The following is a 17,307-nucleotide window of genomic DNA, read 5'->3' as shown; positions in this document are numbered from 1 at the left end:
GGGGGTGGCCCTCCAGGCCCAGCAGCACCGCCTTGGGCGTGCCGTGGCCGTGGCCGGTCGCGCCGAGGGATCCGTACAGCTCGGCCCGGACCGCCACCGTGGCCATCTCCGTCTTCGATCTCTTCTCCATCGGCATCGGCCCCTCCTCCTCCCACACGGTCGGCCCGATGCGGGCCGCCCGCATGTTCGTGACCCGGCTGAAGAAGGACGGCGTACTCGCCCAGACGGCGGCGGTCCGGGCCGAGCTGTACGGATCCCTCGGCGCGACCGGCCACGGCCACGGCACGCCCAAGGCGGTGCTGCTGGGCCTGGAGGGCCACTCCCCCCGCTCGGTGAACGTGGAGAGCGCCGACGACGAGGTGGAGCGCATCCGCAAGACCGGCCGCCTGCGCCTGCTCGGCACCGAGATAGGGAGCGCGCACGAGATCGCCTTCGACGAGCCGAGCCAGCTGATCCTGCACCGCCGCCGGTCCCTGCCGTACCACGCGAACGGCATGACGCTCTTCGCGTACGACGCCGCGGGCGCCCCGCTGCTGGAGAAGACGTACTACTCGGTCGGCGGCGGCTTCGTGGTGGACGAGGACGCGGTCGGCGAGGACCGGATCAAGCTCGACGACACGGTGCTGAAGTACCCCTTCCGCAGCGGCGACGAGATGCTGCGCATGGCCCGGGAGAGCGGCCTGTCGATCTCCGCGATGATGCTGGAGAACGAGAAGGCCTGGCGCACCGAGGAGGAGATCCGCGAGGGCCTGCTGGAGATCTGGCGGGTCATGCAGGCGTGCGTCGCGCGCGGCATGTCGCGCGAGGGCATCCTGCCGGGCGGGCTGAAGGTCCGGCGCCGGGCCGCGAACACCGCCCGCAAGCTCCGCTCCGAGGGTGACCCGCAGGCGCTCTCGATGGAGTGGATCACCCTCTACGCGATGGCCGTGAACGAGGAGAACGCGGCCGGCGGCCGGGTGGTCACCGCTCCGACGAACGGCGCCGCGGGCATCATTCCGGCGGTCCTGCACTACTACGTGAACTTCGTGCCCGGCGCCGACGAGGAGGGCGTGGTCCGCTTCCTGCTGGCAGCGGGTGCGATCGGCCTGCTCTTCAAGGAGAACGCCTCGATCTCCGGCGCCGAGGTCGGCTGCCAGGGCGAGGTCGGCTCGGCCTGCTCGATGGCGGCGGGCGCCCTCGCCGAGGTCCTGGGCTGCACCCCAGAGCAGGTGGAGAACGCGGCCGAGATCGGCATGGAGCACAACCTGGGCCTGACCTGCGACCCGGTCGGCGGCCTCGTCCAGATCCCGTGCATCGAGCGCAACGGCATGGCGGCGGTCAAGGCCGTCACCGCGGCCAAGATGGCCATGCGCGGCGACGGCAGCCACAAGGTCTCCCTCGACAAGGTCATCAAGACCATGAAGGAGACCGGCGCCGACATGAAGGTCAAGTACAAGGAGACCGCCCGCGGCGGCCTGGCCGTCAACGTCATCGAATGCTGATGCCTTGATCCGGCACGCATGACGGAGGAGGGGCCCGGCGCGGTGCGCGCCGGGCCCCTCCGGCGTTCCACAACACGGTGAAATCGCAGGCCAATTGAGGTTTGCGGGGAGTTGATCACGCTTGAGGGCGAACCCTCCGCTGCGGGCTGGTTTCTCGATGATCACATGCGCCATGGTGATCACGTGACGTCGCGGCCACACCCCCGGCGGTCGGCCAACCGCCTTGGACCGCAGCCTTTTTGTGCACTGGAGGACCTCATCATGGCAAGCAACCGCAGCATCCGCGTCCTGGCGGCCGTCGCAGCGCTCCCCTTCGCCGTCGCGCTCTTCGCCGGCACGGCCCAGGCCGACAACGGAGCCGGTGCGGGCGTCTCGTCCGACGCCGCCGTCGCCGAGATCCTCGGCAGCGGGGTCGCCGGCGGCAACCTCGGCAACTCCTCCACCACCCAGCAGGTCGCCACGGGCTCCGGGGCGTCCAACCAGAGCAACGGCGCCCAGGCCAACGGCGCCGGCTTCACCGCCATCGGGCAGTCCAACGGCTCGTTCGTGTTCAACCCCGTCCCGTAACGGACCGGTGACGCGGCGGCCCGCCTTCCCCCCGGAGGGCGGGCCCCTTCGCGTTCCCGTCCCCGTTCCTGTGAGAAGACGGGCCCAGCGGCCCCCGGGGTCGGGACCTTCGGCCCGCCGGGGCGGCCGGGGGGTGGGCTAGCTTGCCCGGGAGGGCCCGCAAGCCGCCCGGCCGGGACACGACAGAGAGGCGCAGCGCATGGACGGCATCGAGTACCGCGTCCTCCCGCTCCGGCTGGAGGCCTCGCCCGAGCCCGTGCCGGTGTGCGGGGCCTTCACGTACCGCCGCGACCGGCCCTACGAGCTGGCGCTCGACTTCCGGGGGGCCGGGATGCACCTGGCGCGCTGGGTGTTCTCCCGGGACCTGCTGCTCGACGGGGAGATCTGCGCGACGGGCGAGGGGGACGTCCAGGTGTGGCCGCGGTGGCGGGGCGGGGAGCCTCGGGTCTTCCTCGCCTTCAGCAACGGCGCGCAGAGCTGCGTGGTGTCCGCCCGGGCGAAGGACGTACGGGCGCTGTGCCGGCGGCTGGTCGGGCTGGTGCCGCGGGGCGAGGAGCGGCGGCACTACGACCTCGACGCCGAGCTCAGCACCCTCCTCCCCCGGTAGCGGAGGATTCAGGGCTGTTTCTTTTGGTTTGCTCCGGTTTGGGTGCAACCATGAGCCCGCCGGGAGTGTCCTCAGCAGTGACACCGGTCCCCGCCTCCGAAGAATCAGGGGGACGTCATGAATCACCTCCACCGCCGGCAGCTCGTGGCACTCGCCACAGGTGCGCTGCTCACCGCCGGGATCACCCTCGCCGCGCCGGCCTCGGCCGCCGTCCGGCCCACGCCGCTCGTCGTGAACGCCCGCTGGGGCGGACACTGCACGTACGACCGCATCGTCATCGACCTGCGGGGATACGTTCCCCGGGCCACCGTCACCCGCGTCCCCCGGCTGGTCCACGACGGGTCCGGCGCACCCGTCCCGCTGACGGGGAAGTACTTCCTGGAGATCCGGCTGCATCCCGCCGCGGCGCACGACCGCACGGGCGCCGGCACGTACCGCGGGCCGAAGCTGGTCAGGATCCACCTGCCGCAACTGAAGGGCCTCGCCCTGACCGGCGACTTCGAGGGGTACGTGACCTTCGGCGCCGCCTTCGGCGCCAAACCCTCCGTCAGCTCCTTCACGCTGCACGGGCCCGAGCGGTTCGTACTGGACGTCGCGCACCGCAACGTCTGCCGCTAGGTCGTGGCCGCCGCTCGGGCCGGAGCCTCGTACGGGCCCGGGCGGCGCCGCCGCCGGACCGCACCCGTTCGGAACCGTTCGGGCCGGGTTGGTGCCGGTCCGTCCGTCCGACTAAGGTCATCTGGCCTTGGTGTTCGGGAAACCGGTGGAGAACCGGTGCGGCCCTCGCCACTGTGAACGGGAAGTCCGGCTCCATCCCGCGGGAGGCCACTGGGCGGCGCGGGAAGTTCCGCACCGCCCGGGAAGGCGGAGCCAGGGCATCAGCACCCGTGAGCCAGGAGACCGGCCGGGGCGCGTTGTCCATCCACGAGGTGCTGGAGAGGTCTCCCCACTCATGCATATAGCCGAGGGGTTCCTGCCCCCTTTGCACGCGGTCGCCTGGGGCGCCGCGTCCGCTCCGTTCGTCGTCCACGGTGTCCGCGCCCTCACCCGCGAGGTGAAGGCGAACCCGGAGAGCACGCTGCTGCTCGGGGCGTCCGGAGCGTTCACTTTCGTCCTTTCCGCCCTGAAGATCCCTTCGGTGACGGGCAGTTGCTCGCACCCCACCGGAACCGGACTCGGGGCGATCCTGTTCCGGCCGCCGATCATGGCGGTGCTCGGCACGATCACCCTGCTCTTCCAGGCGCTGCTGCTGGCGCACGGCGGGCTGACCACCCTCGGCGCGAACGTCTTCTCGATGGCGATCGCCGGGCCCTGGGCGGGCTACGGGGTGTACCTGCTGCTGAAGCGCTTCGACGTCCCGCTGATGGTGACCGTCTTCTTCGGCGCCTTCTTCGCCGACCTGGTCACCTACTGCGTGACCTCCGTGCAGCTGGCGCTGGCCTTCCCTGACCCGGGGAGCGGGTTCCCGGGCGCCCTCGCGAAGTTCGGGGGCATCTTCGCGGTGACCCAGATCCCGCTCGCGGTGAGCGAGGGGCTGCTGACGGTGCTCGTGATGCGGCTGCTGATGCAGTCGAGCAAGTCGGACCTGGTCCGGCTGGGCGTCGCGAAGCTGAGCGGTCGCAGCGAGCGGAAGGCGGCGGTCTGATGGGCATGAGCCGGAACACGAAGATCAACGGCCTGCTGCTGCTCCTGGTGGCGGCACTGGCGGTACTGCCGATCGCACTGGGGATGGGCGAGGGCAAGGAGGAGCCGTTCACGGGCGCGGACGCGCAGGCGGAGACGGCGATCACCGAGCTGAAACCGGACTACGAGCCCTGGTTCTCGCCGCTGTACGAACCCCCCTCCGGGGAGGTGGAGTCGGCGCTGTTCGCCCTCCAGGCGGCACTGGGCGCGGGCGTTCTCGCGTACTACTTCGGCGTCCGCAAGGGCCGCCGCCAGGCCGCTGCCGCTGCCGCCGCTGCCACTGGTGCCACTGCCGCGGGCGCCGCGAGTGCCGCTGGTGCCACTGGTGCCGCCGGTGCCGCCGCCGGCCCCACCGCGGAGTCGTAGGCGGTGCTGCCGATCGACGTGGCGGCGCACGGCAGTCGGTGGCGCCGCCGCCATCCGCTGGAAAAAGCCCTGCTGGGGTTCGGTCTGACGGTCACCGCCGTGTGCCTGCCGCCCTGGCCCGGCGGGCCCCTGGTCGCCGCCGCCACGCTGGCCGTGCTCCTCGGCCCGGCGGGCGTGGCCGGGCGTCAGCTGTGGCGGGCGTTCCGGATCCCGCTGGGCTTCTGCTTCACCGGCGCGCTGCCGCTGCTCGTCGCCGTCGGCGGCCCGGCCGGGTTCGTCTCACTCGCGCCCGACGGCCCCCGGCACGCCGCGGAGCTGCTGCTGCGGACCTCGGCGGCCTCCCTCGGGGTGCTGCTGTTCGCCTTCACGACGCCCGTCTCGGACGTCCTGCCCCGGCTGGTCCGGGCCGGGGTCCCGGCGCCGGTGGTGGACGTGGCCCTGGTCATGTACCGCATCGGTTTCCTGCTGCTGGACTCGATGGCCCAGGTACGGCGCGCCCAGGCGGCCCGTCTGGGCCAGTCCGGGCGGGCGGCGGTGTGGCGTTCGCTGGCCGGGCTCGCCGCGACCTCCTTCGTACGGGCCTTCGACCGCGCGGCGCGGCTCCAGGAGGGGCTGGCCGGCCGCGGCTACGACGGCTCGCTGCGGGTCCTCGTACCGGAGGCGGCCCTGTCGTGGCGGTTCCTGGCGGCGTCGGGGGCCCTCCTGGCGGCACTGATCACCCTGACCCTCACCCTGAAGGGGCTTTACCCGTGAACCCGTTGGACCGGTTGAACCCGTTGGTCGAACTGGCCGGCGCCGGCTACGCGTACGAGGACGGCCCGATGGTCCTCGCCGACGTCGACTTCTCCATCGCGCGGGGCCGGGCGCTGGTCCTGCTGGGCCGCAACGGCAGCGGGAAGACCACGCTGATGCGGCTGCTGAGCGGGGGCCTGCGGCCCGGCTCGGGGTCGCTGCGCCTCGACGGCGCGGCGGTCTCGTACGACCGGGCGGGGCTGACCCGCCTGCGCACGGCGGTGCAGCTCGTGGTCCAGGACCCGGACGACCAGCTGTTCGCGGCCTCGGTGGAGCAGGACGTGTCGTTCGGCCCGATGAACCTGGGGCTGCCGGCGGACGAGGTCCGCGCCCGGGTGGACTCGGCGCTCGCCGCGCTGGACATCACGACGCTGCGGGACCGCCCGACGCACCTTCTCTCGTACGGCCAGCGCAAGCGCGCGGCGATCGCGGGGGCGGTGGCGATGGCCCCGCGGGTGCTGATCCTGGACGAGCCGACGGCGGGCCTGGACCCCGACGGACAGGAGCGCCTGCTGGACGTCCTCGCGGGGCTGCGCGCGGCCGGCACCACGGTGGTGATGGCCACGCACGACGTGGACCTGGCGGTCCGCTGGGCCGACGACGCGGCGGTCCTGACCCCGTCGGGCATCCGCACGGGCCCGGCGGAGACCCTCCTGTCGGATCCGCGGCTCCTGGCCGCGGCGGGACTGCGCCAGGCCTGGTCCCCGGCGGTGGCGTCCTTCCTCCGCGCCCGCGCCCTCCTGGCCCCGCAGGCCCCGGGCCCGAAGACCCCGGAAGCCCTGTCCGCCTGGCAGTAGGGGTCTCCATGCCTCGGTTCTCCATGCCCCGGGTCTCCATCCCTAGGATGGCGGCATGTCGCTGCCGCACGCCATCCTCACCGCCCTGATGGAGAAGCCCTCGTCGGGGCTGGAGCTGACGCGGCGGTTCGACAAGTCGATCGGGTACTTCTGGTCCGCGACGCACCAGCAGATCTACCGCGAGCTCGGCCGGCTGGAGGAGGCGGGGCTGATCCGGGCGCTGCCCAGCGAGGTGCCCGTACGGGGGCAGAAGAAGCAGTACGAGGTCCTGGACGCCGGCAGCGCGGAGCTGGCGCGGTGGGTCGGCGAGATGCAGGACCCGAAGGCCATCCGGGATCCGCTGCTGCTGCGCATCCGGGCGGCCGCCGTGGTGGGGCCGAACGGGCTGGCCGCGGAGCTGCGGCGCCACCTGGAGCTGCACCGGAGGCAGCTGGCGGTCTACGAGGCCATCGAGGAGAAGGACTTCCCGCCGGGGCGGGACTCCGACGAGGACCGGCTGCGGCGGCTCGTCCTGCACGGCGGCACCGGCCTGGAGACGTTCTGGCTGCGCTGGCTGGAGGAGGCCCTGGCCGAGGTCGAGGACATGGGCTGACCGGCGCAGAGCCCCCGCCCGCCCGACAGGAGGGCGGTGCGGGGGCTCTGCGCAAGGGCTGGCTGGCTCTTACTTGTTCAGGGCGGCCCAGAACTCGTCGAAGCTCATGCGGCCGTCGCCGTTCGCGTCCTTGGCGGCGATCACGGCGTCCGCGACGGCGCCGGTGACGAACGCGTCGCCCATCGCCTTCATGGCCGCGCTGTACTCGTCCGCCGTGACGAAGCCGTCACCGTCCGCGTCGAACTTGCCGAACGTCGCCCGCGCGCTCTCGATGTCAGCCACTGGGATCCACCCCTTCTCGGTGCTTGTTGACCGGCCAAGGGTAGCGGCAGCCGGGCCCCGCCCCTCCCGCGGGTCCCGGCGCCGTGGCCTAGCGGAAGATCCCCGTGTGGCCGAGCGAGTAGCGGCCCGGCTGCGGGTAGACGGCCAGGCCGTGCGGGCCGCCGCCCACCCGGATCTTGGCGAGCTGCCGACCGGTCGCCGTGTCGATCGCGTAGACCTCGGAGTTGTAGCGCCCCGACAGCCACAGCACCTTGCCGTCGGCGGAGACACCGCCCATGTCCGGGCTGCCGCCGTCCGGCAGCTCCCACTTCTTCGTGAGCTTGTTCTGTTTGAAGTCGAAGACGGAGATGCTGCCCTCGCCCCGGTTGGAGATGTACATCTCCCTGGAGTCGCGGCTCACGTACAGGCCGTGCGTGCCCTTCCCGGTGGGCAGCAGCTTGGGGATGTCGAACTTGTCCCCGCTGAGCACCCACATGCCGTCCGCCATCATGTCCGCGACGTAGAAGGTCTTCCCGTCCGGGGAGACCTTCACGTCCTGCGGCATCGCGCCCTCGAACGGCAGCTTCTGCTGGCCGATGACCTCCATCTTCTCGGTGTCGACCTTGAGGAGCTCGCCGGAGAACTCGCAGCTCACGATGAAGTACCGGCCGTCGGCGGAGAAGTCCGCGTGGTTGACCCCGAAGCAGGTCACCGGGACCGTCTTCACCCGGTTCATCGTGTGCGGATCGCGGAAGACCAGCTCGCGGTCCATGGAGGCCATCACGACCGCGTACGTGCCGTTCGGCGTGAAGTACAGGTTGTACGGGTCGTGCACCTCGACCGGTTCGCCCGCCTCGCCGGTGGCCGGGTTGATCGGGGTGAGCGTGTGGCCGCGGTTGTTGTTGACCCACAGGGTCTTCATGTCCCAGGACGGGACGACGTGCTGGGGCTGGATCCCGACCGGGATGGTGTCGATGACCTTGTACGTCTTCGGGTCGATGACGGACACCGTGTTGGAGGTGGTGTTCGGCACGTAGACCCGCGACGGGAAGTCCTTGACCAGCGGCGAGAGGTTGTTCGGCCGGTCGGCCGCGTACACGTCCTTCGGGTCCAGGAGCGGCGGCATGCCGGCCAGGCCGGGCGGTACGGCCGGGACGGCCTTGACGGGCTGCCGGGCCGGGGCCGCGGAGCCGAGCGCCTCGGAGGGCTCCTTGTCGGCCGATCCGCAGCCGGCCAGGGCGGCGAGGACCAGACCGGCCAGCAGCACGGTGGCCTTCCGGGGAAGGCGGGTGGTCGTCATGAGGTCAGCAGCTCCGTGGTGGTCACCGCGCGCAGCTTCCGGCGCGCGAGTTCTTCGAGGAGGGGCGGCATCGCGTCGACCGTGTCCGCGTAGCCGAAGTGCAGGCTCACCACCGATCCGCCGTGGATCGTCCCGGTGACGGTGCGGATGACGGCCGCGGCGCCGGGCGAGGTGAAGTCGAGGGAGTCCACGTCGTACGAGAGGACGTGCGGGTAGCCCGCCCGCCGGGCCAGCTCCTTGACCAGCGGGGTGGCGTACTGGGTCTGGGAGGGGCGGAACCAGGTGCCGATGGAGCCGGTGAGCCGCTTCAGCCGCTGGGCGCAGCCGGTGATCTCGGCGTAGGCCTCCGCCTCGGGCATGTCGTTGATCGCGAGGTGGCGCTGGGTGTGGTTGCCGAGCTCGTGGCCGCCGTCCAGGACCCGGCGGGCCATGTCCGGGTGGGCGTCGAGCCAGCTGCCGATCGCCAGTACGGTGACCCGCGCGCCCGCCCTCTCGGCCTCGGCCAGTACGGCCCGGGCGATGGCGGGGTCCCCGTTGCCGTGGAAGGTGAGGGCGACCCGGGGGCGGTCGCGCGGACCGTGCGCGATCTCGTCGGGCTGGCCGGGGAACCGGCGCGGGGCGGCGGCGGCCCGGACGGGCGCGGGTTTCGCCGAGGGCGCCACGGCGGGCGGGCCGGCGGGCGTACGGGCGTCCGTGCCGCAGGCGGCGGTGAGGGCGCCGACGGCGGCCGCGGCGCCGGCGCGGAGGGCGGATCGGCGGTCCGGGTAGCAGAGCACCCGCCCATTTAAGGGGTGGATGCTGTGGAAGATAACGATTGACCCATTTCGGGACCTTCATCGGAGTGCACCCGGACGAGGGAGCGTCCGGTATCCGATCAATGAATCACACGGAGCGGTGGATAGTTATTCATCGAATGCGAGGTGAGTGGCCCACCTCACCTAGGATTCAACCCGAAACTCTTACTATTTGCACACTTATGTCCAGGTTGGGACTTTTGGCGTTTGGTCGCCCGTCTGCCATAGTCGGAATCACGGCTTCCCCATTGACCCGAGCGAAGTCGCCACGCCGAGGATCACACCCCCTTCGATCCTCGGCGCACCCATGAAGCCCCCACGACGCCCCACCACGGCGACCGGGGGCTTCAGGCGTTTCGGGGGACGGCGCCCGCAGGGGGACAGCGCCCGCACGGGGGCGGTCAGCGGTCGGCGACCCGCATCTCGAACCAGGTGATCTTGCCGCGCGGCAGCAGGTCGGCGCCCCAGCGGTCGGAGAGCTTGTCGACGAGGAAGAGCCCCCGCCCGGTGGTGTCCAGCTCGTGCACCGGCATCAGGCAGGGCAGCCCGCGCGAGGGGTCGCGCACCTCGATCCGGATCCAGCCGCGCCGCCGGTGCATCCGTAAGCCGAAGGACCGGGCGCCGGTGTGCCGCACCGCGTTGCCGACGAGCTCGGAGACCAGCAGGACGGTGTGCTCGGACACCTGCGGGGAGAAACCCCAGAAGCGGATCACCACGTACTGGGCGAGCCGGCGGGCCGTGCTCGCCGACTCCGGCATGGACGGCAGGTTCACTTCCACCTCAGCCGGGTTCCCGTACAACTCCAGTGCCTTGAGACCCTGTTCGTCCTCAAGAGCCGCCGTCAGCCGTACGGCGGAAGCGCTGTTGCGCTGCCGCGGCTGTTCCACACCCTCCAGGCCCGCCATGGACCCATCATGGACGGCCGATGTGCCCGCACGGGCCGTTCCTCAGGAAAACACCCCCCGGAATCATTGATTCCAAGGGGGCGTTCCGTCATATGCGCGGGGCAACCGGAGAGCCGTGGGACCACCCTGATCTGCGGTGACCCACCGCTCCCGGAAGATCACCCGGAGTGGATCTCCACCGCTCCTTAAGGCTCCCTTAAGGCCTGGCTAATCCACCCCTAGGGAGGACCAACGGCTTTCCGGCTAGACGAACTTCGCCTTGCCCGGGCCCTCCTCGACGAAGCTGCGCATGCCGCGCTCGCGGTCCTCGGTGGCGAACAGGCCCGCGAACCAGTTGCGTTCGATGGTCAGGCCGGTGTCGATGTCCGCCTCCAGGCCCGCGTCCACGCACTCCTTGGCGGCGCGCAGCGCGATCGCCGGGCCCTGGGCCAGCTTGGCGGCCCAGGCGTGCGCCTGCTCGTACACCTCGGCGGCGGGCACGACGCGGTCCACGAGGCCGAGGGCGAGCGCCTCCTCGGCCTTGACCATGCGGCCGGTGAAGATCAGGTCCTTGGCCTTGGACGGGCCGATGAGCCGGGACAGCCGCTGGGTGCCGCCGGCCCCCGGGATCAGGCCGAGCAGGATCTCGGGCTGGCCGAGCTTCGCGTTGTCGGCGGCGATCCGGTAGTCGGCGCACAGCGCGAGCTCGCAACCGCCGCCGAGGGCGTAGCCGGTGACGGCGGCCACGACGGGCTTGGGGATCCGGGCGACGGCGGTGAACGCGTCCTGGAGCGCGCGGGACCGGGCGACCATCGCCGCGTGGTCCATCGTCTGCATCTCCTTGATGTCCGCGCCGGCCGCGAACACCTTCTCGCCGCCGTAGATGATCACCGCGCGTACGTCGGCCCGGTCGGTGGCCTCCACCGCGAGCTGGCGCAGCCGGTCCTGGGTGGCGATGTCCAGGGCGTTCATGGGCGGCCGGTCCAGGCGGAGGGTGCCGACGCCTTCGGAGACTTCGAGAGAGAGGGTCATACGCGGAAGGTTAGCGGTGGCTAACGCGAGTGGCCCGGTGCCGTGGGTCACAGCACCGGGCCACTCGACTACGTACGGGGGAGGACTACTTGATCCACTCCGCCCAGTCCATGTTCCAGCCGTTGAGGCCGTTGTCCGGGGCGATCTGCTTGTCCTTGGAGTTCTTCACGATGACGACGTCGCCGATCAGCGACTCGTTGAAGAACCAGGCGGCCGGCTGGTTGCCGTCACCCGCGCCGCGGACGTCCTTGAGGCCCACGCAGCCGTGGCTGACGTTCTCGGAGCCGAACGTGCCCGAGGAGGCCCAGTAGTTGCCGTGGACGAAGGTGCCCGACTGCGACAGGCGCATCGCGTGCGGGACGTCCGAGATGTCGTACTCGCCGCCGAAGCCGACGGTCGCGCCGTTCATCCGGGTCACCTTGTACTTCTCGCTGATGACCATCTGCCCGTTGTACGTGGTCGTCGACGGGGCGCCCGCGGTGATCGGGAGGTCCTTGAACACCTGGCCGTCACGGACGACCTGCATCGTGTGCTCGCTCGCGTCGACCGTGGAGACCTGCGAGCGGCCGATGGTGAAGGTGACCGTACGGGTCTGCTTGCCGTAGACGCCGGGACGGCCTTCGACGCCGTCGAGGGCGATCTTCACGGTGACCTTGGTGCCCGCCGCCCAGTACTTCTCGGGGCGGAAGTCGAGGCGGTCGTTGCCGAACCAGTGGCCCTCGACCGGGACCGACGGCTCGGCCGTCACCGAGATGGCCTTCTCGACGGCCTCGGTGTTGGTGATGCCGCGGGTGAAGTTGAACGACACCGGCATGCCCACGCCGACGGTCTCGCCGTCCTCGGGCGTGTAGTGGCCGACGAAGGTGTTGGTCGGGGTGAGGGTGGTGAACGTGGTGTCCTTGGCGGACTCGCGGCCGGCCTCGTCCTTGGCGACGGCGTGCACCTTGTACTCGGTGGCGGCGGCCAGGTTGCGGGCGGGCTCCCAGCTCGCGCCGTCCTCGGCGAGCTTGCCGTCGACGGCGTTGCCCTTGGTGTCGGCGACGGTCACCGTGGTGAGCTTGCCGCCGGTGCTGGTTATCTTCAGGATGCCGCTGGTCGCGACCTCCTTGGCCCCGTCGTCCGGCTTGACGTTGACGACGGCCTTGGACGCCTCGGTGCCGTTCTTGCCGCCTCCGCCGGCGCCGCCGTTGTCGCCGCCTCCCCCACCCGTGTTGCCGCCTCCGCTGCACGCGCTGGTGAGCAGCAGTGCCGCTCCGAGCAGGAGGGCCGGCAGGCCGGTGCGGCGGGCGCGGCCGCGTATCGGCTGCAGGTTCACTCTTCTTCTCCCCATGTCCCCCGCGCGCGGACAGTCGCGCGCATGTCGACAGGAAATCACACGGGGGGATCACGAAGAGAAACGGTCTTGTCACCGTTCCGTCCCAAGAGGGGGGAACGCCCGGCGGACCGGGGCGGACTGAGTCCTCGGTACCCGGTTCGGTGCCCCGGGCGCCTCCGGCAGGCGCCCGGCGGACCTCAGGTGATGGCGGAGCCCACGACCCAGTCCGCCCAGGACATGTTCCAGCCGCCCAGCCCGTTGTTCGGGGCGACCGTCTTGTCCTGGGAGTTCACGACCTCCACCACGTCCCCGACCAGGGTCCGGTCGAAGAACCAGCCGGCCGGGGTGTCCGAGCCGCCGCCCTTGTCGTCGCGCAGCCCCACGCAGCCGTGGCTGGTGTTGGTGGAGCCGAAGGTGTCCGGGCTGGCCCAGTAGTTCCCGTGCAGGAAGGTCCCGGAGGTGGTGAGCCGCATGGCGTGCGGGACGTCGGGGATGTCGTACTCGCCGCCGAACCCGACGGTCTGGCCGTTCATCCGGGTCACGTCGAACATCTCCAGCACCACCATCTTGCCGTTGTAGGTGGTGTTCTTGGGCGCTCCGGCGCTGATCGGGAGGGTCTGGACCAGCTTCCCGTCGCGGCGGACCTCCATCGTGTGCGCCTCCGCGTCCACGAGGGAGACCTGGGAGCGGCCGACCGTGAAGGTGACGGACTTGTCCTGGATGCCGTACGAGCCGGGCGCGCCCTGCACGTCCCGCAGGTTCATCGTGATGGTGACCTCGGTGCCGGGCTTCCAGTACGCCTTGGGCCGGAAATCGAGGCGCTCCTTGCCGAACCAGTGGCCGACGACCTGCACCGGGGGCTTGGAGGTGATGGTGATGGCCCGCTCGACGTCGGCGCGGTTCGCGATCGACCGGTTGAAGTTGAAGGAGACGATCATGCCGGTGCCTACGGTGGAGCGGTTCTCCGGCTTGAAGTAGCCGATGAACCGCTCCTCGGGGACGTAGGTGGTGAAGGTGGTGTGCCGGGCCTGGCGGCGGTTGTGGCCGTCGAGCGCGACCGCGTCCACGGTGTACTTGGCGGCGAGCGCGAGCCGCCCGCCCTCGGTGTCGGGGCTCCAGCTGAGTCCGTCGGGGGCGATGGAGCCGGGCACGCGCTCCTCCTGGGCGTCCTCGACCTTGGTCACCACGACCCGTTCGAGGCGGCCCTCGGGCACTCTGACGGTCAGCGGACCCTCGGCCGGGACCCCCTTGGCGTTGTCCTCCGGGGTGATCCGGATGGCCTCGTCGGGCGACCGGGGTTTGCCGGGAAGCTGGATCTCGACGGGGGAACCGCCGCTCGCGGTGCATCCGGCCAGGCCGCCCAGCAGGCCCGCCCATGCCGCCACGGCGGCCAAGCCCGCCCCTGCCCGCCTCGTCAGAAGTGTCACGATCCCTCCAACGACCGGCCCCCTCCGGGGGAAACGTGAGCGCGGGCCACGTTCCGGGCAGATCTCTCCGGGCAGAACAGTGGGAAGGACCAGACGGGGGCGGGCCCGGGCAGGGACGCCGGGGCCGCACTCCCTTCCCCCGCCGGTACCCAGGAGCCGTGGAGGCGGGCAGTGTCGAGCGCAGCCGAGCAAGAGGCGGTGGATACCGCCGCCATGGAGTCAGTGACCTCAGTGACCTCAGTGGAGTCGCCCGCCCCGCACGTCAACGGTCAGCGGAGCGGGCCGCTGGTACAGGGTCGCGAGTCGGCCTTACGGGCCGTCACGCGCTCGGGGCCCCCGGTGTGGCCGGGGTCCTCGCACCCGCTGGGGGCGCGGTTCCGTACCGGCCCGGACGGGACGGCCGGCACCAACTTCGCGCTGTGGGCCCAGGGCGCGGAGGCGGTGGAGGTGTGCCTCTTCGACGCGGAGGGCGCCGAGACCCGGTGCGCGCTGACCGAGCTGACGCACGAGATCTGGCACGGCTTCCTGCCCGGGGTGCGCCCCGGTCAGCGGTACGGGTTCCGGGTGCACGGCCGCTGGGACCCCTGGACGGGAGCCCGGTTCAATCCGGCCAAGCTGCTGCTGGACCCGTACGCCCGGGCCGTCGACGGGGACTTCGCGCTGCCGCCGGAGGTGTACGGGCACGTCCGCGACTGGCCGCAGCAGTACATCGCGGACACCGTGCGCGACGACCGCGACTCGGCGCCGTACGTCCCCAAGGGGGTCGTCGTCCACGATGACGACGACTGGGCGGACGACGTCCGGCCGAAGACCCCGTGGGCCGATTCGGTGATCTACGAGCTGCACGTGCGCGGGTTCACGATGCGCCATCCGGGTGTTCCCGAGGAGCTGCGCGGCACGTACGCGGGCCTGGCCCATCCCGCGGCGGTGGAGCACCTGGTGAAGCTGGGCGTGACGGCGGTCGAACTGCTGCCGGTGCACCAGTTCGCGCACGAGGACCACCTGCTGCGCCGGGGCCTGCGCAACCACTGGGGCTACAACTCGATCGGCTACTTCGCCCCGCACGCCGGCTACTCCTCGTCCGGTACGGCCGGCCAGCAGGTCGGCGAGTTCAAGCGGATGGTGCGGGCCCTGCACGCGGCCGGGATCGAGGTCATCCTCGACGTGGTCTACAACCACACGGCGGAGGCGGGCGAGCTCGGCCCGACGCTGTCGCTGCGCGGGATCGACAACCGGGGCTACTACCGGCTCCAGTCCGACCAGCGCCGGTACGCCGACTACACGGGCTGCGGAAACACCCTGCACGCCGGGCGCCCGCACGTGCTGCGGCTCATCACGGATTCGCTGCGCTACTGGGTGACGGAGATGGGGGTGGACGGGTTCCGCTTCGACCTGGCGGCGGCACTGGCCCGCTCGATGCACGACGTGGACATGCTGTCGCCGTTCCTCGCGGTGATCGCCCAGGACCCGGTGCTGCGGCGGGTCAAGCTGATCGCCGAGCCCTGGGACGTGGGCTCGGGCGGCTACCAGGTGGGGGCGTTCCCGCCGCTGTGGACGGAGTGGAACGACCGGTACCGCGATGCCGTACGGGACTTCTGGCGGGGCGCGCTGCCCGACGTACGGGACCTCGGGTACCGATTGTCGGGCTCCAGCGACCTGTACGCGTGGGGCGGGCGGCGACCGTACGCCTCGGTGAACTTCGTGACGGCGCACGACGGCTTCACCCTGCGCGACCTGGTGTCGTACGAGCGCAAGCACAACGAGGCCAACGGGGAGGCGGGCCGCGACGGGACCAACGACAACCGCTCGTGGAACTGCGGGGTGGAGGGTGAGACGGACGATGCCCGGATCGGGGTGCTGCGGCGGCGGCAGCTGCGCAATCTGCTGACCACGCTGCTGCTGTCGACCGGGGTGCCGATGCTGGTGGCCGGGGACGAGTTCGGGCGGACGCAGGGCGGCAACAACAACGCGTACTGCCAGGACAACGAGACGGGCTGGGTGGACTGGTCGCTGCTGGAGGATCCGGCCTGGCGGGAGCTGTTCGCGCTGGCCGCGCGGCTGGTGGCGCTGCGCCAGGAGCATCCGGTGCTGCGCCGGCGGGCCTTCTTCTCGGGGCGGCCGCAGGGCGCGGACGGGCTGCGGGACCTGGCCTGGTTCACCCCGGCGGGCACGGAGATGACCGAGCGGGACTGGTACGCCCCGGCCGCCGCGCTCGGCATGTACCTGTCGGGGCGGGACATTCCGGGCCGCGACGAGCGGGGGCGGCAGGTCGCCGACGACAGCTTCCTGGCCCTGCTGCACGCCGGGGACCGGCCGGTGGCGTGGGTGCTGCCGGGCGCTCCGTGGGCGGCGGTCTACGAGCTGGTGCTGGACACCGCGCGGGAGGACCAGGCCGCGCCGCCCGGCACCCGGCACCGGGGCGGGGAGACGCTGACGGTGCCGGCCCGGTCGGTGCTGCTGCTGCGGGTGGTCGGCTGAGGGGGTGGCAGGCGGCGGGCTCGGGCGAGTGGCGGGCCGAGGCGGGCGTTCGGCTGAGGCGGGTGGTCGGCCGAACCGGAGCAGGAGGCCTCATGCGTCCTGCGATGATGTGGCCTCGTACACACGTGCACCCGACCCGTACACGTGTGCCACACCGGCAGGGATCAGGGGTACGCATGGCGAGAGTGGGGACCGCGCTGCGGGAGCTGCGCGGGGCGCAGAAGTCGGCGAAGGGGGTGTCGCTCTATTCGCGGTTCGTCAACCGGCCCGCGGGGCGGTATCTGGCCGCCGTGTCGTATGCGCTCGGGCTGACCCCGAACCAGGTGACGCTGGTCAGCGCCGCCTTCAGCTTCGCCGCCGCGGCCGCCGTGGCGCTCGCCGCGCCCTCGTGGGGGCTGGGCGTCGCCGTGTGGGCCGCGCTCGCCGTCGGCTTCGCCTTCGACTCGGCCGACGGGCAGCTGGCCCGGCTGCGCGGGGGCGGCAGCGCCGCGGGCGAGTGGCTGGACCACGTCGTGGACTGCGCCAAGCTGACCGCCCTGCACAGCTGCGTGCTGATCGCGTTCTACCGCTTCCCCGAGGAGTACGGGACGGGCGGGGCGGGCGGGGACGGCTGGCTGCTGGTGCCGCTGGGCTTCCAGTTCGCCTCGGTCGTCACCTTCTTCGGCGGGCTGCTGACCGAGAAGCTCAAGCCGAAGCCGGCGCCGGGGAGCCCCGCCGCCGCGCCCTCGACCGTGCGTGCGGTGGCCCTGCTGCCCGTGGACTACGGCGTGTTCTGCCTGGTGTTCCTCGCGCTCGGGGGCGGGGGGCTGTTCCGCTGGGCGTACGCGGGGCTCGGCGCGGTCGCCGCGCTGTTCCTGGCCGCGTTCCTCGTGAAGTGGTTCCGGGAGCTCAGCGCCGTACCGCGCTGAGCGGCCCCGTACGCGACCGGCTT

At 71.7% G+C, this 17,307-nt stretch carries 19 protein-coding genes and 1 riboswitch; of the genes, 11 read left to right on the top strand and 8 right to left on the bottom strand.

Translation table 11 applies throughout. The features are described 5' to 3' along the window. A partial coding sequence (locus ADK52_RS39785) for a serine dehydratase beta chain (RefSeq protein ID WP_324615899.1) occupies positions 1–136 on the bottom strand: 136 nt, incomplete at its 3' end. Between ADK52_RS39785 and ADK52_RS10635 the strand changes: the two genes are divergently transcribed. The 9 genes from ADK52_RS10635 to ADK52_RS10595 all read left to right on the top strand — a co-directional run bounded on the left by ADK52_RS10635 (position 99) and on the right by ADK52_RS10595 (position 6,885). Further along, positions 99–1,481, top strand: coding sequence for an L-serine ammonia-lyase (locus ADK52_RS10635; protein WP_053689491.1), 1,383 nt, complete (start codon positions 99–101; stop codon positions 1,479–1,481). The two genes, ADK52_RS39785 and ADK52_RS10635, sit on opposite strands and share 38 nt — an antisense overlap. 261 nt (positions 1,482–1,742) lie before the next feature. Continuing rightward, positions 1,743–2,048 (top strand): hypothetical protein, encoded by a 306-nt coding sequence (locus ADK52_RS10630; protein ID WP_053689490.1) that lies wholly within the window; start codon positions 1,743–1,745, stop codon positions 2,046–2,048. A gap of 199 nt (positions 2,049–2,247) precedes the next feature. Continuing rightward, positions 2,248–2,655 carry an SsgA family sporulation/cell division regulator gene (locus ADK52_RS10625; RefSeq protein WP_053689489.1) on the top strand — a complete coding sequence of 136 codons (408 nt, stop codon included), beginning with the start codon at positions 2,248–2,250 and terminating at the stop codon, positions 2,653–2,655. A gap of 117 nt (positions 2,656–2,772) precedes the next feature. After that, a complete protein-coding gene (locus tag ADK52_RS10620) occupies positions 2,773–3,273 on the top strand; it encodes an AMIN-like domain-containing (lipo)protein (protein ID WP_053689488.1) in 501 nt (166 codons plus the stop codon). 111 nt (positions 3,274–3,384) lie between these two features. Beyond that, positions 3,385–3,579, top strand: a riboswitch (cobalamin riboswitch). Between the two features lie 28 nt (positions 3,580–3,607). Beyond that, entirely contained in the window at positions 3,608–4,300 is a 693-nt protein-coding gene (locus tag ADK52_RS10615; protein WP_053689487.1) for an energy-coupling factor ABC transporter permease, read from the top strand. A 5-nt stretch (positions 4,301–4,305) separates the two neighbouring features. After that, entirely contained in the window at positions 4,306–4,704 is a 399-nt protein-coding gene (locus tag ADK52_RS10610) for an energy-coupling factor ABC transporter substrate-binding protein (protein WP_053689517.1), read from the top strand. Between the two features lie 3 nt (positions 4,705–4,707). Next, entirely contained in the window at positions 4,708–5,457 is a 750-nt protein-coding gene (gene cbiQ / locus ADK52_RS10605; protein ID WP_053689486.1) for a cobalt ECF transporter T component CbiQ, read from the top strand. A 5-nt stretch (positions 5,458–5,462) separates the two neighbouring features. Beyond that, positions 5,463–6,293: an energy-coupling factor ABC transporter ATP-binding protein gene (locus ADK52_RS10600; RefSeq protein ID WP_420714841.1), complete on the top strand. Its 831-nt coding sequence runs from the start codon at positions 5,463–5,465 to the stop codon at positions 6,291–6,293. A 55-nt stretch (positions 6,294–6,348) separates the two neighbouring features. Further along, positions 6,349–6,885 (top strand): PadR family transcriptional regulator, encoded by a 537-nt coding sequence (locus tag ADK52_RS10595; RefSeq protein ID WP_053689485.1) that lies wholly within the window; start codon positions 6,349–6,351, stop codon positions 6,883–6,885. Between the two features lie 69 nt (positions 6,886–6,954). Here the strand turns inward: ADK52_RS10595 and ADK52_RS10590 are convergent, their stop codons facing one another. From ADK52_RS10590 to ADK52_RS10560, 7 genes are all read right to left on the bottom strand, one after another. Further along, positions 6,955–7,167 carry an EF-hand domain-containing protein gene (locus ADK52_RS10590; protein WP_030159204.1) on the bottom strand — a complete coding sequence of 71 codons (213 nt, stop codon included), beginning with the start codon at positions 7,165–7,167 and terminating at the stop codon, positions 6,955–6,957. Positions 7,168–7,255: 88 nt separating this feature from the next. Next, positions 7,256–8,446: a YncE family protein gene (locus tag ADK52_RS10585; RefSeq protein ID WP_053689484.1), complete on the bottom strand. Its 1,191-nt coding sequence runs from the start codon at positions 8,444–8,446 to the stop codon at positions 7,256–7,258. Then, complete coding sequence (locus tag ADK52_RS10580; RefSeq protein WP_053689483.1) at positions 8,443–9,222, bottom strand: polysaccharide deacetylase family protein; 780 nt, start codon at positions 9,220–9,222, stop codon at positions 8,443–8,445. Before ADK52_RS10580 ends, ADK52_RS10585 begins: the two co-directional genes overlap by 4 nt. Positions 9,223–9,641: 419 nt before the next feature. Next, the gene (locus ADK52_RS10575; RefSeq protein WP_053689482.1) at positions 9,642–10,145 is read right to left on the bottom strand and encodes an ATP-binding protein; all 504 of its coding nucleotides are present in this window, start codon (positions 10,143–10,145) and stop codon (positions 9,642–9,644) included. Between the two features lie 243 nt (positions 10,146–10,388). Next, the gene (locus ADK52_RS10570; protein WP_053689481.1) at positions 10,389–11,156 is read right to left on the bottom strand and encodes an enoyl-CoA hydratase/isomerase family protein; all 768 of its coding nucleotides are present in this window, start codon (positions 11,154–11,156) and stop codon (positions 10,389–10,391) included. Positions 11,157–11,241: 85 nt separating this feature from the next. Then, the gene (locus ADK52_RS10565; RefSeq protein WP_053689480.1) at positions 11,242–12,486 is read right to left on the bottom strand and encodes a L,D-transpeptidase; all 1,245 of its coding nucleotides are present in this window, start codon (positions 12,484–12,486) and stop codon (positions 11,242–11,244) included. 182 nt (positions 12,487–12,668) lie between these two features. Next, positions 12,669–13,889: a L,D-transpeptidase gene (locus ADK52_RS10560; protein ID WP_053689515.1), complete on the bottom strand. Its 1,221-nt coding sequence runs from the start codon at positions 13,887–13,889 to the stop codon at positions 12,669–12,671. Positions 13,890–14,069: 180 nt separating this feature from the next. Here ADK52_RS10560 and glgX point away from each other — a divergent pair, with 180 nt between their 5' ends. Continuing rightward, positions 14,070–16,376 (top strand): glycogen debranching protein GlgX, encoded by a 2,307-nt coding sequence (gene glgX / locus ADK52_RS10555; RefSeq protein WP_078988224.1) that lies wholly within the window; start codon positions 14,070–14,072, stop codon positions 16,374–16,376. A gap of 176 nt (positions 16,377–16,552) precedes the next feature. After that, positions 16,553–17,284 (top strand): CDP-alcohol phosphatidyltransferase family protein, encoded by a 732-nt coding sequence (locus ADK52_RS10550; protein WP_053689479.1) that lies wholly within the window; start codon positions 16,553–16,555, stop codon positions 17,282–17,284. The last annotated feature ends 23 nt before the right edge of the window (positions 17,285–17,307 follow it).

It is taken from the genome of Streptomyces sp. WM6372 (genome assembly GCF_001279655.1).
GTDB lineage: Bacteria > Actinomycetota > Actinomycetes > Streptomycetales > Streptomycetaceae > Streptomyces.
The sequence above is the reverse complement of the archived record's forward strand: the minus strand, read 5'-3'. Positions and strand labels throughout refer to the sequence as shown.